Here is a 17,377-nt window from a genome sequence, read left to right on the forward strand (position 1 = left end):
GCCAGGCGGCCGTTCAGGACCGGGCGGTGCGGCGCATGCGGGCCATGAGTTCGTCGAGCCAGCGGCCGACGTGGGTGCGGGCCTCCGGGGAGTCCGGGTAGCGGCAGCGCAGGTGGAGACCGGTCTCGTCGAGGATGAACCACAACATGACACCGTCGGTGCGGATGGTCGCGCCGACGTACTGGGCCTCCAGCCCCACCCCGTCGACCCGGACGGGCAGACGGCGGAGGTCGAGCCAGGAGATCGCGAACATCCCGGGGGCCTCGGGCATGCCACCCCAGGGCTGCATGAGGTCCTCCAGCGGCCAGGACCCGAGGTTCACCGCCTCCTTGACGGCGGCCGCGCAGTCCCTGGCGAAGGGTGAGGAGGACTCGATGACGGAGTTCGTGATGAACCACCCGACGGAGTCGTGCCAACGGTCCTCGAACCTGCTGTGGACCGGGAACACCGCCCGCAGCGGCTGACCGGTCATCTCCAGGGTCACGGCCGTCATGGCGGCGACGGCGAGCGACAGGGTGGAGACCCCTTCGCCCCGTGCCACCTGGGAGAAGGCCGTCGACTCGTCGACGTCGAGGACGTCCCGGACCTCGACCCTCTCCGGGTGCGGTGTCTCCGGCCCCAGGGACAAGGGGAACCGGGGCATCACCCCACCACCGGCCTCGATGATCTGGGCCCAGCGTGCGGCCACCGGCAGGGGCGCCTCGGGCTGCGCGGCGAGCGCTCGCGTGTGGTCGACGAAGGCCGGGGCCGCCGGCAGTTCCGCGGGCACCTGTCCGTCCAGGTGCATGGCCACGTCGAGATCGCACTGCGGGTCGAGTGCGACGAGGAGGTCACGGGCGATGACGAGCATCGACCACATGTCGGTGTGGGAGTGGTCCGCCCCGATCACGACGGTGCGGTCGAAGGCGGTCTCGAGGACGCACAGGCGGTGCGAGGGCCGGGCATAGGGCGCGCAGACGCGGTCGAGGACGTCCCGCAGTGCGGTGTTGACCGCCTGACCGGGCCCGATGGGGTGCTCGACCCAGGAGCCGGGGCCCACCTCGACGGCGTGGAGTTCCGGGGCGCCGTCGTGCCCGTGGACGAAGGTGGTGCGCAGGGTGCCGTGCCGGGCGATCACCTCCAGCCAGGCGGCGGACAGCGCCTCCCGGTCCACGAGCGCCGGGAGCCGGAAGGACAGGGCCATCCAGGACCCCACCCGGTCGCCTCCGGAGACGTGACGCCGCTGGTCGAAGGACATCGGCAGGGATTCCCGCGGGGGCGAGACCGTCACGTCGTAGCCGTACAGCCGTCCGAAGGGCAGACGCATGTGCGCGACGTTCGTGAGTCTCATGCCGGTACTGTAATCCGTGTCACACCCCTTCGCCTGCGCGCACCCCAGGAGTTCACCCCGATGTCGTTCCCCGCCCCACCCTTCCCCGTCCCCGGTGCCGTCCTCGACACCGAGTTCAGCGACGAGTCCGGCCATCCGGTCGTCCAGTTGCACGGGCTCACTTCCAGCCGGGAACGCGACCGGTTCCTCGATCTCGACCTCGGGCGCGGACTGAGCGGCACCCGGCTGCTGCGCTACGACGCCCGCGCCCACGGCCGGTCGACCGGGCGCGCCGTGCCCGACGACTACCGGTGGCCCTCGCTCGCCCGCGACCTGCTCGCGCTCCTCGACGACCGGTTCCCCGGACAGGCGGTCCACGGGGTCGGCCCGTCCATGGGATCCGCGACCCTCCTGCACGCCGCGCTCATGGACCCCGGGCGGTTCTCCGGCCTCACCCTCATGCTGCCGCCGACCGCCTGGGAGACCCGCCGGGAGCGGGCAGGCGACTACCGGGCGAGTGCGGATCTCGTCGAGGCGCACGGCGTGCAGGCGCTCATCGACCGTGACGCCTCGAAATCCCGCCCCCCGGCCACCGTCGGCACCCCGGACACCCGCCCCGACGTCCACGAATCGCTCCTGCCCTCCGTCCTCCGCGGGGCCGCTCTCTCCGATCTCCCCGCACCCGAGGCGCTCGCCGCGCTCGACGTCCCGGTGACCCTCCTCGCATGGACCGAGGATCCGGTCCATCCGGTCTCCACCGCCGAGGCGCTCGCGAAGATCCTGCCGCACGCCCGGTTGCGCATCGCCTCGACACCGGCCGAGGTCGCGACCTGGCCGAGTGAACTCGCCGCGGACGTGGCCGCCGCCCCGGTGGCCGCATCGGGGACACCCTGACCGGACGTCCCCGCCCCGATCAGAGCGGGGACGCGTCGAACACCCGATCCGACCATGCGGTCACGAGGGCGGCGACCTCGTCGGGCCTCTCGATGTTGATGTTGTGTCCGGACCCGTCGAGCAGGGCGAAGGTGGCACGTGGGTACCGCAGGGACATCGCGTACTGGTCCTCGTGCCCGACGACGGAGTCCTGCCGCGCTGCGACGACGAGGACGGGACGGTCGAATCCGTCCAGGTCCGCGTCCGGATCACGGTCGAGGGAGTAGGCGGCGGCCAGGCGGGCGTTCGCCGCCTCGTCGGCCGCCCGGATGCCCGGGAGTGCGAGGGTCCGGAAACGCTCCCAGGCCCGTGGTGTCTGCACCACCGTCATCCCACCGAACAGGGCGGCATCGGCGATCCCGAGGGAGTCGAGGAGGTCCTCGTCCTCGACGAGGACGGTCCGCTCCGGGAGTGTCCGACGGTCGTGGTCGGTGACGACGAGGGGTGCGAGGGTCGCGAAGCCGCGGCACTGTTCCTGCCGACGCGCGACGAGGTCACGGACGAGGAGACCGCCCATGGAGTTGCCGAGGGCGGCGAAGGGAGCGTCCCCGATCAGGTCTCCGACCACGCCGTCGAGCCAGTCGGCCAGGTCCTGCAGACCACCGCGCCCGGCCAGCGGCGGTGTCCGGCCGAAACCGGGCAGGTCGATGTAGATCCGTTCCCACGAGCCGGCCGGTGCCAGGACGTCGTCGAGTGCGAGGAGGAGGCGGTGGTCCACCCCGTTGCCGTGGACCATGACGATCGGGGTTCCGGCGCCGCGACGGACGACGTGGGGTTCGGGTGTCACTGCTGCCACTGCTGTCTCCTCGGGTGGGGCGCGGGTCCGGGTGTGGGGCGGGACCCGTGGGCGGGAACTGCGCTCGGACACCCGGACACTCGGTCCGTGCGTGTGCGGGTTCACTGTGCCACACGCCTCGGACACCATTCACGTCCGTGCCCCGACACCACCCGACCGATAAAATCGCTCCGTGAACACGAGCGCCCCGACCCCGGACCCGACCGCTGCGGACCCGTCCACCCCGGCACCGACCGACCTGACCCGCGCCGCCGACCTCATCACCGCGGTCCCCGACCACCCGGAGCCGGGGATCGTCTTCCGGGACATCTCCCCGCTGCTCGCCGACGGTCCGGCACTGCGCGCCGTCGTCCGGGAACTCCTCGCCCCGTTCTCCGGCGCCTTCGACCTCGTCGCCGGTCTCGAGGCCCGGGGCTTCCTGCTCGCCGGGTACGCGGCCGCGCTCACGGGGGTCGGCATGCTGCAGATCCGCAAGGCCGGCAAGCTCCCCGCACCCGGCGCCCGTGTCTCCTACGACCTCGAGTACGGCTCGGCGACGATCGAGGGACCCGATGTGCTCGAACCCGGTGCCCGTGTCCTGCTCCTCGACGACGTGCTCGCCACCGGCGGCACCCTTGCCGCGGCCCGGACACTCGTGACCGACCTCGGTGGGACGGTCGCCGGGGCCGCCGTGATCCTCGACCTGCCCGCACTCGACGGACGTGCCGTCTGCGGCGAGGTCCACTCACTCTTCTCGTTCTGAGGACGGGTACCCGCGTGTTGATCTCGATCCTCGACCGGTCCCGGACACGCGTCGGTGAACCCGACGGTGCGGCACTCCGACACTCGATCGATCGGGCGGTCCGTGCGGAATCCCTGGGCTTCCACCGGTTCTGGGCCGCCGAGCACCACGCGGTCCCCGGGATCGCCTCGGGGTCCCCGGCCGTCCTGCTGGCCGCCGCCGGAGCCCGGACGGACACGATCCGTCTGGGTTCCGGCGGCGTCATGCTGCCGCACCACCAGCCGCTCGTCGTCGCCGAACAGTTCCTCATGCTCGCCTCGCTCCACCCGGGACGGATCGACCTGGGACTCGGGCGGAGCCTCGGTTTCACGCGCCCCGTCCGCCGTGCACTGCGCCAGGAGACGGCGAAGGAGGACGCCTTCACCGCGGATGTCGCGGAGGTCCGCGCCCTCCTCGCCGGGACCGGGGAGGTCACCGCCCGGCCCGCCGTGCCCGCCGCGCACCTCCCGGCGGTCCACCTGCTCGCCACCGGACGCGGGGTCGCACTCGCGGCCTCGCTCGGTCTACCGCTCGTCGTCGGCGGCCCCGTGCTGCAGAAGTCCGGGATCGCCGAGGTGCTCGCCGCCTACCGACGCGACTTCACCCCTGCCGCGGACGGGGACGCACCGCGCGTCATGGTCTCCCTCGACGTGTACCCCGCGGACACCACGGCCGAGGCCCGGGACCTCGCATTGCCCGAGGCCTACGCCATGGCCCGTACCCGGGAGACGGGCGACTTCGGCCCCCTGGAGGAGATCGGGACCGTCCGCGACCGCCTGCGCACCGGGGAGATCTCCGCCCGTACCCGGGACCGGATCGAGTCCTCCCTGGCGACCACCGTCCTCGGCACCCACGCCGAGGTGTCCTCCCGGCTCGACGAGATCCTCACCCGCACCGGCGCCGACGAGGTGATGGTCTCGACCTCGACGACCGACATCCGGACACTCGCCGACCTCGACCGCACGCTCGTCGATATCCTGCACTGATCCGACATGTACTGATCCGACATGCACCGACGCCGAGGCGCCCTGCAGCCCCGGCCGACCGTCACCGCCGACACCGAGGAGCCCCATGACCACCGCGACCGCTGACCTCTACGACGTCCACGGCGAGGACCTCCAGTCCCTGTCGACGCAGATGCTCGACCTCGGCGGGGTCGCCGCATTCGACGGGCCGATCCGCACCATCCGCTGCCACCGCGACAACGGGCTGGTGAAGACCACCCTCAACTCCCCCGGTGAGGGCGCGGTCCTCGTCGTCGACGGCGGGAAGTCCCTGGAGTCGGCCCTCATGGGCGACATGATCGCCGAGGCGGCCGTGGCCAACGGCTGGGCCGGTGTCATCATCTTCGGCGCGGTCCGCGACCGCGTGGCGATCTCGGGGCTGGGCCTCGGGGTCAAAGCACTCGGCAGCAACCCACGGAAGTCCGCGAAGGACGGCGTCGGCGACCTCGACGAGGTCCTCGACGTCGACGGCGTCACCTTCGCGCCCGGTAAGCACGTGTGGGCCGACCCCGACGGCGTCCTCGTCGAGCGGTGAGCAGGATGGCCCCCGACCCCGGCGCCACCGGCTCCGCTGCCGAGGCGCCCCGCACTCTCGACATCCCCGGCGTCCACGCCCTCGCCGCGTCCGTGCTCCGGGCGGCGGGCGCCTCGGCGTGCACCGCGGAGTCCCTGGCGCGCGCCGCGGCGAGCGCGGAGAGGGCGGACCGCCGGATGGGCGGTCTCGCGGGGATCCCGGGGTACGCGAGCGCGATCCGGGACGGACGACTGGACGGGCACGCGGATCCGGTCGTCTCCCGTCCCCGGCCCGGCGTCGTCCGCGTCGATGCACGGGACGGTGCGGCCCACCTCGCCTTCGACCGGGCACTCGACACGCTCGTCGACGCCGCTCGGGAGCAGGGTTCCGCGGTGCTGTCGGTGGCGAACTCCTTCACCTCCGGGGAACTCGGGTACTTCTCACGGACACTGGCCGGGCGTGGGCTCGTCGCCCTCGTGTGCGCGCACTCACCGGCCCTCATGAGCGCCCACGGGTCGCGCGGCCGGGTGACGGGGACGAACCCGATGGCGTTCTCCTTGCCGGATCCCGCCGGTGGGACGCCGCGGACTTTCGACCAGGCGAGCAGCGTGACGGCCTGGGCGGACGTGACGGCGGCGGCCCGCCGCGAGGAGGAGCTCCCTCCGGGTGTCGTGGTGGACGGCGCGGGCCGCCCGACCACCGACCCGCGCTCGGCCCTCGACGGGGCGATCCTGCCCTTCGGCGGGGTGAAGGGCGCGAACATCGGCTTCATGGTCGAGATGCTCGCGGTGCTCTCCGGCGCCGACTTCTCCCTCGACGCGGCACCCTTCGACACCGGCTCGAAGTCCCCACGGGTCGGCCTCTTCGCCCTCGCGCTCGACCCGGCGGCCTTCGACCCGGGCTACGTGACACGCGTCGAGGCGCACCTGGCGTCCGTGGCCGCGGAGCACGGCGCGGATTTCGGCCGCCGCCACACGCCGCGGACCGAGGTCGAGGTCTCCGCTTCCCTCCTCCGGCGCCTCCGCGAGGCGGCGGGCCCCGGCGGGGTGGTGGACCTCACGGGAACGGCCGCACCGGTCGGTCCCACCCGCTCGGAGAACCCGGGCTGAATCCCAGGTGAGAGTTCCGTGACGAGTCCCGCAAGGGCCTCTTCCGCTCCCTTCCGCGTGTCCGGGAGCCGGTCGTAGCATCCGGGACACACCACCCACGTCATCGGAGGAAGGATGTTCTGACATGCCGGATCCCAGCATCAAGGACGAGGAACTCTACGAAGAGCTCCGTGAGGACGGCGCCTCGAAGGAGAAGGCCGCACGGATCGCGAACGCGGCAGCGGCGGAAGGACGGGACTCCGTGGGCCGACGCGGGGGCGAATCCGAGAACTACGAGGACCGGACGGTCGAGGAACTGCGTGAACGCGCGCAGGAACTCGACATCACCGGCTACTCGGACATGCGGAAGGACGAACTCATCGCGGCGCTGCGCGACCACTGAGTTCAATTCCGCCCCTCCCCCGCTTCACACACGGCGGGCAAGGGATTTCGACTGATTTCTCGTCGATCCCTTGCCCGCCATGTGAATTCACTGCTAAATTCATGCACAGGAACTTTCCTGCCGAACCACATCCCTCCGGAATCGCTCCGGAACAGACCTGGATTCGACGCAGGAATCCTATTTCACCTCGGACGTCCGTCCGACGACCACGATTTGCCGGGAAGGGGCGAGAACGATGATGATCACAGTGATGAATCCAGGAGCCATCGGCGGCGCCCGTCCGTCCCTCGGCACAGGTGGCGTCCACGGCCCGGTCCGACTTCGCCTCCCGTACTGCTGAGCCGAGGGGCTGCGTCCGGCGCTGATCGCCCGACGTCCCTTCGCCCGCTCGGGGCGATTCTCTGCGCGTTCCGCACGCGATCAACACTTTTCCGCACACGTCGTCACTCGTGACTGTCACCACTGTCGTGACGAAGGACGATGACGCCTTCACAGGCGCACGTTCTCCTTTGCATTGAAAACGTGTCCTCGCGTTCGCGTATCTCCCGATCGATCCGCACCTCACGTTCCTTGAATGCGCATTGCCATTGAACGTGCACCGCGGACGGTCTATTTCACCGATTTCCCATTCGGGTACTTCGTCGTGCCCGAAAACAATTTCGAGGACACCACATGTCTCTGCACCACCCTTATCCATTCATCCATCGAATAGTCCTGTCGACCGGCCTCGCACTCGTCCACTGGGTTCGCAGTTCCCACCACCCGGATCTCGCCGCCGTCCGCGCCCGGACCCGGGTACAGGAACGCATCCGCCGGCGGGAAAGGTCGCAGGACCGTGCCGTGCGCCGGTTGCGGGCCGAGGAACGGATCGAGCGGGAACGGGCCCGCGCCCTCACCCGCTATGCGCTCCTCCCCCACCAGTGGTGAGGTGATGGCTCACCCCTGGCACCGGCCCTGGATGCGGTCTACCGTCGGGGCAGGAGTTCGAGGAGCGTGACGTCATGAGCAGCAGTACCCCTGGGACCCCGGTCGACCCGGTCGTCGTGGCCGCCTTCGCCGGTCTCACCGCACACCTCCGCAGTGCGGTGGGGCCGGCGCTGGCCGACGAGGACGACGCCGTCCACCGCATGCGCACCGGCGTCCGCCGCCTGCGGAACCTGCTCGCCGCCCTCGGCGACACCTCCGAGACCCGCGCCGTGCTCAAGGAGATGGGCGACCGTCTGGGCACCGTGCGCGACCTCGAGGTCCGCATCCAGCTCACCGAACAGATCCTCGCCGAGGCCTGGGGAGGACCACCCGACCCGGAGGAGGGCGGCACTGGGGAGAAGGGCGGCGCCGCGGAGGGACAGGGCGCCTCGGACGCGGAGGACGTCGCGGCTCTCCGGAACCGACTCCTCGCGCCCGCGCAGGAGGAGCACGCCGAAGCGCACGCCGACCTCGTGCGGTGGTGCCGGGCACACCTGGAGGCGGTGTTCGCGCACCTGGACGACTGGGTGATCGCGCCGCCCACGCTACCGGCACGGACGCCGAAGGGACTCGCCGCACGGGAGGCCCGTCGCGCGCTGCGCAAGGCCCGCCGCCTGGACGTCGAGGCGGTCGCCGCCGGGGACGGGGCCGCGATCGCCCGGGCCCACGAGGCACGGAAGGCGGGCCGGCGTCTGCGGCACGTCGCCGAGGCGTTCCGTCGTCCGCCCGCCGAGGTCCTCGGCTCGCGGGCGCGGAAACTCGCCACGCGGGGTTCCCGTCTGCAGACGGCACTCGGGGACCACCGGGATGCCGTCATCCTCGCCGCGCACGCCCGTGACCTGGCAACAGGGTGTTGCGGAGAGGAGGCGGCAGCACTGTCCGCGCTCGCCGAGGCCACCGACCGACGCGCCGAGGAGGCCCTCCGCGCGGCACCGAGGCTCGTCGCGAAACTCGCGAAGTCGGTCTGAACGTCCAGTGTGGAATGTTCGGCGTCCAGGCCATGGGATTCCGCCGAACATTCCACAGTGGACGTCGCGTCACTCCTCGACTGCGGAGGCCCAGACGGTGCGCCACTTGGCGGCGAGGGAGTCGATGTTCTCGTGGGCGTTGAGTCCACTGGGTTGCGGGACGACGTGGAGGGCGACCTCCGCCGGCCAGCCCGCGATACCGGTGGTGTCCTGGACACCGAGGACCGCTTTCGGTCGGGCATAGGCCGCCCGGAAGGCCGTGATCCCGGCGATCGCGACGACCCGTGGCCGCAGGTGCGCGACACGTGCGGTGAGGCGGGTGCCGGCCGCCCGGAGTTCGTCGCGGGTGAGCTCGTCGGCACGGGCCGTGGCCCGACCGACGAGATTGGTGAGCCCGATGCTGCGACGCAACAATTGGGCCTCGTCCTCCTCGGAGAGTCCGGCCGCGGCGTCGACGAGGTGATCGGTGAGTCCGGCCCGGTGGAGCGAGGGCCAGAACCGATTACCCGGCCGGGCGAAGGGGGCGTTCACGGCGGCGGTCCACAGGCCCGGGTTGATCCCGACGATGAGCAGCCGCATGACTCCGCGCGCGGGCATACCCGGGGCTTCCGGGTACGCCGGGAGGATGTCGTCGATCGCCGCGGGATCGTCCGTGGCGAATCGCGCGAGTTCGTCCCGCCGCGGTCGTCGTCCGCCCATCGGCGAGGGTCGACGCGGAATTCCGGGTGTCGGGGTCATCGGTGCTCTTCGTACTCCCACTGTCCGAGGATACGACGGGTCGGTAGGCTGGCGGCCCCGGCAGGAGGTGAACAGCATGGCGACGATGGACGACGTGGTCCGGATCGCGCAGTCCCTGCCCGAGGTGACCATGCGCCCGGCCTGGGGCAATGACATGTGGAGGGTCCGCGACAAGGGGTTCGTGTGGGCCCGGCCCTTGAACCGCACGGATCGGGCACACCTGGGCGTCCCGGCGGAAACCGACACCGGCTCGACGATCGGTGTGCGGACGGAATCCCAGGAGGCGAAGGAGGCACTGCTCGGGACGGACCCGGACGTCTACTTCACGATCCCGCACTTCGACGGCAGCCCGGTCCTCCTCGTCCAGGTCGACGCAATCGACGCCGAGGACCTGCACGAGGTGATCACCGGGGCATGGATCGCCCGCGCCCCGAAACGCCTGGCCGCCGCATTCCTTCAAAGCAGGTCGGATGGGGCATGAGATCCCTGACCAAGAACCACTACCGAGGAGGTCACCTTGACTGAGAAGGAGAAGCACCGGACGGAGTTGGACGCCATCGAGCTCCTGTCCGCCTGACCTCCTGTCCCGGGCTCACCAAATCGAGGCGTCCGGAGTTCGCCACGTGGCCCCCGGAATCGTCTGGGGGCGGGCGCCTTCTCCCACCGAATCGTTCCCCACCACCGCACGATAGATGTCGACGATCGGGTCGATCGTCTGGGCGACGGTGTCGCGGTGGGCCGTCATGACCTCGCTCGCGCGGGCGAGGTGCCGCGGGTCGGAGGCGAGCGCCGTGAGCATCTGCGAGACCCCGTGCCAATCGGGGGTACGCGTGAGGAAGGCGCCACCGTCGGGCAGCACCTCGGCGAGGTCGGGATCCGTGTGGACGACCGGCAGGCCCGAGGCGATCGACTCGAGGAACACCATCGGCTGGTTGTCGAAGTCGAGGGAGGTAGAGACGAGGACGTCGGCCTCCCGCATGGCGGCGAGCACCTCCGACTGCGGGACCGCGCCGTGCAGCCGGACCGGGGAGTCGATCGACTCGACCCGGCCCCGGGACATCCCCGCGCCGTACATGTCGCCGGTCCAGGGCGCCTCGGCGGCGGACGACTCCCCCACACGCGAACCCGACACCGCGCGGAGAGCGGTGGCGAACACCTCGGGCCGCTTCTCCGGGGAGAGTCGCCCGACCCACAGTGCACGCAGGGTCCGGCCGCCTTCGAACGCGCTGCCACCCTCGAACGAACTCTCGAACGAACCCTGGTCCGGCCGACGCACCGGGGGCGTCCCGATCTCCGCGAGCACCGAGGCCTCCAGCCCGTTCGACACGACGGACAGCGGGGTGTCGACGCCCAGGCCCTCAAGCTTCCGGGCGAAGTGCGCCGAGGGCACGACGACGTGAGCGGCCGCCCGGGACTGGGCGGCCATGAGGCGCCACATCGCACGGGCGTGCGGGGTGCGGGTGTAGGGCTCGTCGGCGGGGACCCGCAGGCCGGAGCGGTCGACGTGGCGGGCGTGGAGCGCGGCGAGGAGGTGGGTCGTCACTGCCGGCACCGGCAGGACGTGGGCGGTGTAGACGTCGATCCGCCCGTGCATCGTGTGGACGACGGGGATGCCGCGGGTCCGGGCCGCGGTGATGCCGGCGAGCGCGGCGAACATCTCCGAGTGTGTGTGGACGACCTCGATCCGACGGCGGGCGAAGGCGGCGACGAGCATCCGGTGCGCCCGACGCGGCGGCCACGTGAAAGGGAACCCGTCGGGGCGGAAGACCGGGGAGACCGGGAGTGCCACGACCTCGACACCGGACCGTGCGGCCTGCGCGATCACGGCCTCCCGGTCCTCGGGATGGAGAGGACAGAACACGGTCACGGTGTGCGAGGCCGCGGCGAGCGACTCGGCGAGGGACTTCACGGCGGTCTGCACGCCCCCGAGGGTCGGCAGGTAGTAGTCGGTCACGAGAGCCACGCGCATGTGCCGAGACTATCGGCCGGCCGACGGCGCCCCCTCTCACCCTCTGTTCCCGATCCGTCGCATCAGCGTGCCGGGTGCCACCACGGTGCAGGCCTAGGATCGAACGCATGGAACGGGTGGTCATCACAGGAGCGAGCGGTTTCCTCGGCTCGCACGCCGCGCAGGAGTTCGCCGCCCACGGGTACGCGGTCACCGTCGCCGGACGTAATGCGGCCGCACTCCCCCGCAGGTACGAGCAGCACGTTCTCGACCGGTTCGTCGGTGACCTCGACGCACTCGCCGACGCCGATCTCGCCGCCCACCCCCACCTGCGTGCGGACGTCGTCGTCCACTGCGCCGCGCTCTCGACACCCTGGGGTCGCTGGTCCGACTTCGTGAACGCCAACATCCACGGCACCGAGCGCGCCTGGCGGCTGGCCCGTCGGGTCGGCGCCCGCCGCCTCGTCCACGTGTCATCCCCGAGCATCTACGCCGCCACCCGCGACTTCCACGGCATCCGCGAGGACGAGGTGGACCCGTCCAACCGCCTCACCCATTACATCCGCTCGAAGATCGCCGCCGAGGCGCTCCTGGCCGCCCGTGCCCACCTGTCCGGGGCACCGGAGGTCGTCGTGCTCCGCCCGCGCGGGCTCATCGGCCGCGGGGATCCGAGCATGGTCCCGCGGATCCTCGACGTCCACGACCGGCTGGGCGTCCCCCTGTTCGACGGTGGGCGGAACCTCGTCGATGTCACGCCGGTCCGCGACGGAGCCCGGGCGTTGCGCCTCGCCGCCGAGGCGGGACCGGAGGCCGCCGGCCGGGCCTTCAACATCACCGGGGGTGACCCCCGGCCCTTCCGCGACCTCGTCGAGCGCCTGTTGCACCTGACCGGGCGGACACCACGGTTCCGGCACCTCGACCGTCGGGTCGCCTATGCCGCCGCCACCGCCGCCGAGGCGGTCTGCACCCTCCTCCCCCACCGCCCGGAACCGCCGGTCATGCGATACACGATCAGCACCGTCGCCCACTCGCAGACCCTCGACATCAGCGCCGCCCGCGAGGTCCTCGGCTACGAACCCGCGCACTCGATCGACGCCGCGCTCGCAGAGTATGGAGATACGCAGTACGGGGACTCCGACGCACAGTGCGAGCACGCATGAGCACGCTCCGGGCGCTGGCCTGCGGGGCCACCCACCACGACATGGCCGCACTCCTGACGGACCGACCACACGAGCGCCGTCGGTTCCCCGCCGGGGTCTTCCTGTACGAGACGGGCACGCGACGGATCCTCTTCGACACCGGTTACGCCCCGGCACCCTGGCGGGCCGGACCCGCCGCGGCCGCCTACCGCAGGCTCCTGCCGCCGGTCGTCGGCCCCACCGACACCCTCGACGTGCGCCTGCGCACCATCGGGGTCGAGCCCGACTCGATCACCCATGTCGTCCTCTCCCACCTGCACCCCGATCACATCGGTGGTCTCCGGTACGTGGCGCAGGCGGAGGTCCTGATGAGCGCGGGGACGTACGGGAGTCTGCGGGCGCCTCGGCTGCGGGAGGGGGTGTTCCGGAAGTTGTGGCCGGCCGGTCTCGTACCCCGCGTCGTCACGACCTGGGAACCGGGACCGCCCGGTTTCGACGTCCACGACCTCCTGGGCGACGGGTCGTACCTGCTTCTCGACCTGCCCGGCCACACGCGCGGACACACGGGCGCCCTCGTCGAGGGGCGCGTGCTGCTCGCCGGGGACGCGTCCTGGGGCAACGACCTGCTCGGATGCGAGGACCGGATCCGCGCGGTGCCGCGTGCGATCACCCACGACCACGCGGCGCTCACGGCCACCGCCCGGCGCCTGCGGGAAGTCGAGGCGACCGGCGTCCGCGTCCTGCTGAGCCACGACCCCCACCCGGAGGGTGTCGATCTGCTGACCGAGGAGACCGCATGAGCACCCGTGGAACCGTACGGAGGGGAACCGTGCGGAGGCCCTGTCGGATCACCGGCTGGGGCACGTGGCTGCCGGAGGACTCCGTGACGTTCCGCGGCGGGACCCGCTACCGGATCGCGCCCGAGGTCTCCCACCTCGACATGCTCGTCCACGCCGCACGGGCGGCGATCGGACGGGCCGGGTTGGGCCCCGACGACCTGGACTGTGTCATCGCTGCCGTCGCCGCCGGCATCCAGCCCATCCCGTGCACGGCCGCGCTCGTCATGGAGCAGGTCGCCCCCGACGCCCCGGCCGCGGCCTTCGACGTGAACTCGACGTGCACGAGTTTCATCACCGCCCTCGAGGTGGCCTCCCGGTACCTGGCCGACGGTACGTACCGCCGCATACTCATCGTCTCCGGGGACGTCGGTTCCCGATTCCTGAACCCCGAGCAGCCAGAGAGCTTCGAGCTGTTCTCCGACGCGGGCGCCGCCGTCGTCCTCGAAACGGCCGAGGCGCCCTCCCCGGCGGCGGGGGTACTCTGCAGCCGGCAGCGGACCTGGCCGCGGCACGCGCACGACACCGAACTGCGCGGCGGGCTCAGTCGGTTCCCCGCGCGGGACTACGCGGACACGGACCCGCGCGACCACCTCTTCGACATGAAGGGGCGGGAAGCGATGATCGGCATGCTGAAGGTGCTGCCGGGGTTCTTCGGGGAGTTCTTCACGGAGTCCGGACTCGGGATCGAGGACGTCGACCTGTTCGTCCCGCACCAGGCGAGTGCGGCACTGCGGCTGGCCATGCACAGGATCGGGATCCCGGAGGAGAAGTACGTCGACCGGGTGGCCGAGTACGGGAACATGGTGTCGTCCTCGGTGCCGTACACGCTCGCGACCGTGCTCGACGAGGGTCGGGTGGGCCCGGGTGACACCGTGGTGCTGTGCGGGACGGCCGCCGGACTCACGGTGAACGCGCTCGCACTGCGTTTGTGACGGCAGGGCGGTTGTGACGGTGCGGCGCTGGTGAAGGTGTGGTGGCCGTGAGGGTGTGCGTTGTTCACCTCCCGTGTCACGAGTGGTGTTCGGCGTGCACCACAATGGTGTCGTGATCTATCTCAACCAGATCGACCCGGTCCTCCTCACGCTCGGTCCTCTCCAGGTGCACTGGTACGGGATCATGTACGTCCTCGGCTTCATCGTCGCCTGGTGGATGGGCACCCGCCGCATTCGCGCGGGCCGTCTGCCGGGCGTGACCGAGGAGAAGTTCGCCGACTTCCTGCTCTTCGGGATCCTCGGCGTGATCCTCGGTGGGCGGATCGGCTACGTGCTCTTCTACGCCTTCGGGTCGTTCCTGGAGAACCCGCTCTACCTCTTCATGGTGTGGGACGGCGGGATGAGCTTCCACGGCGGTCTGCTCGGCGTCGTGCTCGTGTCCTGGTTGTGGGCCCGGCGGCAGAAGCTCCACCTGGCGGATCTCATCGACTTCATCGCCCCGCTCGTGCCGGCCGGACTCGGGTTCGGTCGAGTCGGGAACTTCATCGGCGGCGAGCTCTGGGGCAAGTACACCGAGGCGGGCTGGGGCGTCATCTTCCCGACGGCCGAACCACAGTTGGCCACGCAGAGCGCGGATGCGGTCCGGGCCGAGTTCGAGACCGGTGCGCTCGACGCTCTGGCCCGGCACCCGTCCCAGCTGTACCAGGCGGCGCTCGAAGGACTCGTCCTGTTCCTCGCACTGTTCTTCTTCTCCCGCAGGCCGCGGCCGCGCTACGCCGTCGCCGGCATGTTCGCCCTGCTCTACGGCGTGTTCCGGTTCCTCGTCGAATTCGTCCGCCTGCCCGACGAGCAACTGGGTTACCTGGCCTTCGGCTGGCTCACGATGGGACAGGTGCTCAGTCTGCCGCTCATCCTCCTGGGGCTCGGCCTGTTCTGGCTCTCCCGGAAGGCGCCGACGCTCCAGCCGGTGGTGCCGGGTGGGGAGAAGGCCGAGAGCAGCGCGGACGGGGACCGCGCGGAATCAGCCGAGGGTGAGGGCACCTCGGCGGCGGATCCCGAGGGTCCGGACAACGACGCGAAGAACTGACGTAGCCGCCTCACGGTACGGCCGTGGCACCCGGGTCAGGCAGCGGCTGCGCGGACGATCTCGGTCACGCGCGCCTCGGTCGCGGCGTCGAGGCCCTCGAAGTACCAGGCGGCGGGCATGAGCAGCCCGTCGTCTCCCCCGGCCGGCCGGAAGGCGACCTTCTCGCTGATGCCGAGCGTCATGCACTCGTCCTTGCGGAAGAAGACGAGCACGGGGCTGCTCGCGGACCGGGCGTAGCCGGGCATGCCGTACCAGATGCGCGGCTTGAGGTCCGGGGCTGCGGCGACGATCACCTCGTGCATCCGCTGCATGATCGGGCGGACGGACTCGTCCATCGAGGCGATCTTCTGCAGTACCTGCTGGAGGTTCTTCTCGTCCTTGGTGGCCATGATGCATGTCCTCTCGTCGGCCGGTGTCGGGCACCGGCGGGTGGATGGGCGCGCTTACGCGCTGCACCCCATCCGGACATGTCCGCGGGTCGGCCCTACCGGGCACCGGCGTCCCCTCCGCGATGATTCGGGTGGTCCGTCCCACCCGGAAGCGCAGTGTGCCGCACGTGTCGTGGGCACACCTGCAGTATAGAGCGACGTGGCGGTGACCGGCAGGGTCCGGCGGCCGCCGGAGTCGTGTCGGTGTGGCGTCCGTCGAGGCTCCGAGAAGGAACGGACGGTCAGTTCTCGGTGCGTCCCACTGCGCGAAGAGATGCCGAGGACACCGCCCCACACGTGACTATCGCCAGTCCGATGGCGACTCCCACGAGAACGGTGCGGACTCCCACTGCCTCGGCCAGGAAGCCGAGGCCGGCATTGGCGAGAACCAGCGGAAGGCTCTGCGCGAGGGCGACGATCGACTGTACACGGGAGATGAATTCCCGCGGAGCACCACCGAGCAACAGTGGCCCCACGTGGGTACTGAACAAGCCGGTACCGAGTCCGATGACAAACGCTCCGACGACCGGCACCATCAAGGAATCGGTCGGAAGTGCCAGTGCCACCGCGCCGAGTGCTGCAAGAGCCGGGCCGAGACCGGCGACGACACCCGGTCGCGGGAGGGCCCCTCGGGTCAGGACGAGAACTGCGACGATTGCGGTGCCGACACCGAATGCGCCGACTGCAATACCCGTCGTCTGCGACGTCCACCCGGACTCCCGGCCGAGGACCGGGATGAGAAGGGGCACGATCGGCAAGAGCAGAGCTGTCGTCGCCGTGACGAGGAGGACCGCGTCCCGGAGCAGTCGATCCGTCCAGACGACGCGCAGCCCGTCGCCGACCTCCGTGAGGATCGAGGTTTGCGAGTTCTCAGGGCGGCGTTCCGGCACCGAACCGACGGCATTTCGGAGGAGGAGCAGGACCACCAACATGACGCCGAACGTGATGACGTTGATGAGCGCCGAACCCGCGAGGCCGAAGGAGCCGAAGACGACACCGGCCACCGGCGCGCCGAGGACACCGGCGAGCTGATAGCCGATCTGCCGCATCGACATGCCGCGTGGAAGCTGCTCCCGAGTCAACATCCTCCGAGGAAGCGATCCGGAAGCCGGGATGTAGAAGGCGTCGACCGTCCCGATGACCAACGACATCAGGACGAGGAGTACGGCCGGAGTTCCCCAGTGGAGAGTCGCTCCGAACAGTGCGAGGACGGCAGCGAGCATGACGGAGTCGCCGATGACGAGCATCTTCCATGCTCCGACCCTGTCTGCGACGGCGCCGCCGACGAGTAGGAGAAGCGCCCGTGGGAGAACAGTGGCCGTGAGGACGATACCGGCGACCGCAGGGCCGTGTGCAGAGGCCGCCCAACCCATGGAGAACGAGACGATCTGGACTCCGAACATCGAGAGCGCCGTGAAGACCACCCAGACGACGAAGCTCCCGGGAAGCTTTCCGCCGCCCTTGTCCACGGATTTCTCGGACACGCATTCCCCTGTGATCAGTTCTGGATATCGAAGAATCATCC

General features: G+C 70.8%; 19 protein-coding genes. 13 read left to right on the forward strand and 6 right to left on the reverse strand.

Features of this window, described 5'->3' with window-relative positions; translation table 11 throughout:
- Nucleotides 1-13 precede the first annotated feature (13 nt).
- Entirely contained in the window at nt 14-1,330 is a 1,317-nt protein-coding gene (locus AAD496_RS10215) for a condensation domain-containing protein (protein WP_349828602.1), read from the reverse strand.
- A gap of 60 nt (nt 1,331-1,390) precedes the next feature.
- Here AAD496_RS10215 and AAD496_RS10220 point away from each other — a divergent pair, with 60 nt between their 5' ends.
- Nucleotides 1,391-2,203 carry an alpha/beta fold hydrolase gene (locus AAD496_RS10220; protein WP_349828603.1) on the forward strand — a complete coding sequence of 271 codons (813 nt, stop codon included), beginning with the start codon at nt 1,391-1,393 and terminating at the stop codon, nt 2,201-2,203.
- Between the two features lie 19 nt (nt 2,204-2,222).
- Here the strand turns inward: AAD496_RS10220 and AAD496_RS10225 are convergent, their stop codons facing one another.
- Nucleotides 2,223-3,038, reverse strand: a complete 816-nt coding sequence (locus AAD496_RS10225; protein ID WP_349828604.1) for an alpha/beta fold hydrolase — start codon at nt 3,036-3,038, stop codon at nt 2,223-2,225.
- A 172-nt stretch (nt 3,039-3,210) separates the two neighbouring features.
- On the opposite strand from AAD496_RS10225, the gene AAD496_RS10230 reads away from it, so the two are divergent.
- From AAD496_RS10230 to AAD496_RS10260, 7 genes are all read left to right on the forward strand, one after another.
- The gene (locus AAD496_RS10230) at nt 3,211-3,780 is read left to right on the forward strand and encodes an adenine phosphoribosyltransferase (RefSeq protein WP_433913756.1); all 570 of its coding nucleotides are present in this window, start codon (nt 3,211-3,213) and stop codon (nt 3,778-3,780) included.
- 14 nt (nt 3,781-3,794) lie between these two features.
- Nucleotides 3,795-4,784, forward strand: coding sequence for an MsnO8 family LLM class oxidoreductase (locus AAD496_RS10235; protein WP_349828605.1), 990 nt, complete (start codon nt 3,795-3,797; stop codon nt 4,782-4,784).
- A gap of 85 nt (nt 4,785-4,869) precedes the next feature.
- Nucleotides 4,870-5,337 (forward strand): ribonuclease E activity regulator RraA, encoded by a 468-nt coding sequence (gene rraA / locus AAD496_RS10240; protein WP_349828606.1) that lies wholly within the window; start codon nt 4,870-4,872, stop codon nt 5,335-5,337.
- Between the two features lie 5 nt (nt 5,338-5,342).
- Nucleotides 5,343-6,425 (forward strand): Ldh family oxidoreductase, encoded by a 1,083-nt coding sequence (locus AAD496_RS10245; protein WP_349828607.1) that lies wholly within the window; start codon nt 5,343-5,345, stop codon nt 6,423-6,425.
- 124 nt (nt 6,426-6,549) lie between these two features.
- Nucleotides 6,550-6,807, forward strand: a complete 258-nt coding sequence (locus AAD496_RS10250; RefSeq protein WP_349828608.1) for a DUF7218 family protein — start codon at nt 6,550-6,552, stop codon at nt 6,805-6,807.
- Nucleotides 6,808-7,479: 672 nt separating this feature from the next.
- On the forward strand, nt 7,480-7,734 hold the full coding sequence (locus AAD496_RS10255; protein WP_349828609.1) for a hypothetical protein: 255 nt from the start codon (nt 7,480-7,482) through the stop codon (nt 7,732-7,734).
- A gap of 74 nt (nt 7,735-7,808) precedes the next feature.
- Nucleotides 7,809-8,741 (forward strand): CHAD domain-containing protein, encoded by a 933-nt coding sequence (locus AAD496_RS10260; protein WP_349828610.1) that lies wholly within the window; start codon nt 7,809-7,811, stop codon nt 8,739-8,741.
- A gap of 69 nt (nt 8,742-8,810) precedes the next feature.
- Here AAD496_RS10260 and AAD496_RS10265 read toward each other — a convergent pair whose 3' ends face one another.
- The gene (locus tag AAD496_RS10265) at nt 8,811-9,479 is read right to left on the reverse strand and encodes a mismatch-specific DNA-glycosylase (protein WP_349828611.1); all 669 of its coding nucleotides are present in this window, start codon (nt 9,477-9,479) and stop codon (nt 8,811-8,813) included.
- A 76-nt stretch (nt 9,480-9,555) separates the two neighbouring features.
- On the opposite strand from AAD496_RS10265, the gene AAD496_RS10270 reads away from it, so the two are divergent.
- Complete coding sequence (locus AAD496_RS10270; protein ID WP_349828612.1) at nt 9,556-9,960, forward strand: MmcQ/YjbR family DNA-binding protein; 405 nt, start codon at nt 9,556-9,558, stop codon at nt 9,958-9,960.
- Nucleotides 9,961-10,071: 111 nt separating this feature from the next.
- On the opposite strand, the gene AAD496_RS10275 is transcribed toward AAD496_RS10270, so the two are convergent.
- Nucleotides 10,072-11,448, reverse strand: a complete 1,377-nt coding sequence (locus tag AAD496_RS10275; RefSeq protein WP_349828613.1) for a glycosyltransferase — start codon at nt 11,446-11,448, stop codon at nt 10,072-10,074.
- 107 nt (nt 11,449-11,555) lie between these two features.
- On the opposite strand from AAD496_RS10275, the gene AAD496_RS10280 reads away from it, so the two are divergent.
- From AAD496_RS10280 to lgt, 4 genes are all read left to right on the forward strand, one after another.
- A complete protein-coding gene (locus tag AAD496_RS10280; RefSeq protein WP_349828614.1) occupies nt 11,556-12,587 on the forward strand; it encodes an NAD-dependent epimerase/dehydratase family protein in 1,032 nt (343 codons plus the stop codon).
- The gene (locus AAD496_RS10285) at nt 12,584-13,366 is read left to right on the forward strand and encodes an MBL fold metallo-hydrolase (RefSeq protein ID WP_349828615.1); all 783 of its coding nucleotides are present in this window, start codon (nt 12,584-12,586) and stop codon (nt 13,364-13,366) included. Before AAD496_RS10280 ends, AAD496_RS10285 begins: the two co-directional genes overlap by 4 nt.
- 29 nt (nt 13,367-13,395) lie before the next feature.
- On the forward strand, nt 13,396-14,337 hold the full coding sequence (locus AAD496_RS10290; RefSeq protein ID WP_349828616.1) for a 3-oxoacyl-[acyl-carrier-protein] synthase III C-terminal domain-containing protein: 942 nt from the start codon (nt 13,396-13,398) through the stop codon (nt 14,335-14,337).
- Nucleotides 14,338-14,449: 112 nt separating this feature from the next.
- On the forward strand, nt 14,450-15,424 hold the full coding sequence (gene lgt / locus AAD496_RS10295; protein ID WP_349828618.1) for a prolipoprotein diacylglyceryl transferase: 975 nt from the start codon (nt 14,450-14,452) through the stop codon (nt 15,422-15,424).
- A gap of 35 nt (nt 15,425-15,459) precedes the next feature.
- Here the strand turns inward: lgt and AAD496_RS10300 are convergent, their stop codons facing one another.
- On the reverse strand, nt 15,460-15,813 hold the full coding sequence (locus AAD496_RS10300; RefSeq protein WP_349828619.1) for a DUF1801 domain-containing protein: 354 nt from the start codon (nt 15,811-15,813) through the stop codon (nt 15,460-15,462).
- 281 nt (nt 15,814-16,094) lie between these two features.
- The gene (locus AAD496_RS10305; RefSeq protein ID WP_349828620.1) at nt 16,095-17,336 is read right to left on the reverse strand and encodes an MFS transporter; all 1,242 of its coding nucleotides are present in this window, start codon (nt 17,334-17,336) and stop codon (nt 16,095-16,097) included.
- Between the last annotated feature and the right edge of the window lie 41 nt (nt 17,337-17,377).

Origin of the sequence: Brevibacterium litoralis, assembly GCF_040212315.1 — a bacterium.
In the GTDB taxonomy this organism is placed as follows: Bacteria; Actinomycetota; Actinomycetes; order Actinomycetales; family Brevibacteriaceae; genus Brevibacterium; species Brevibacterium litoralis.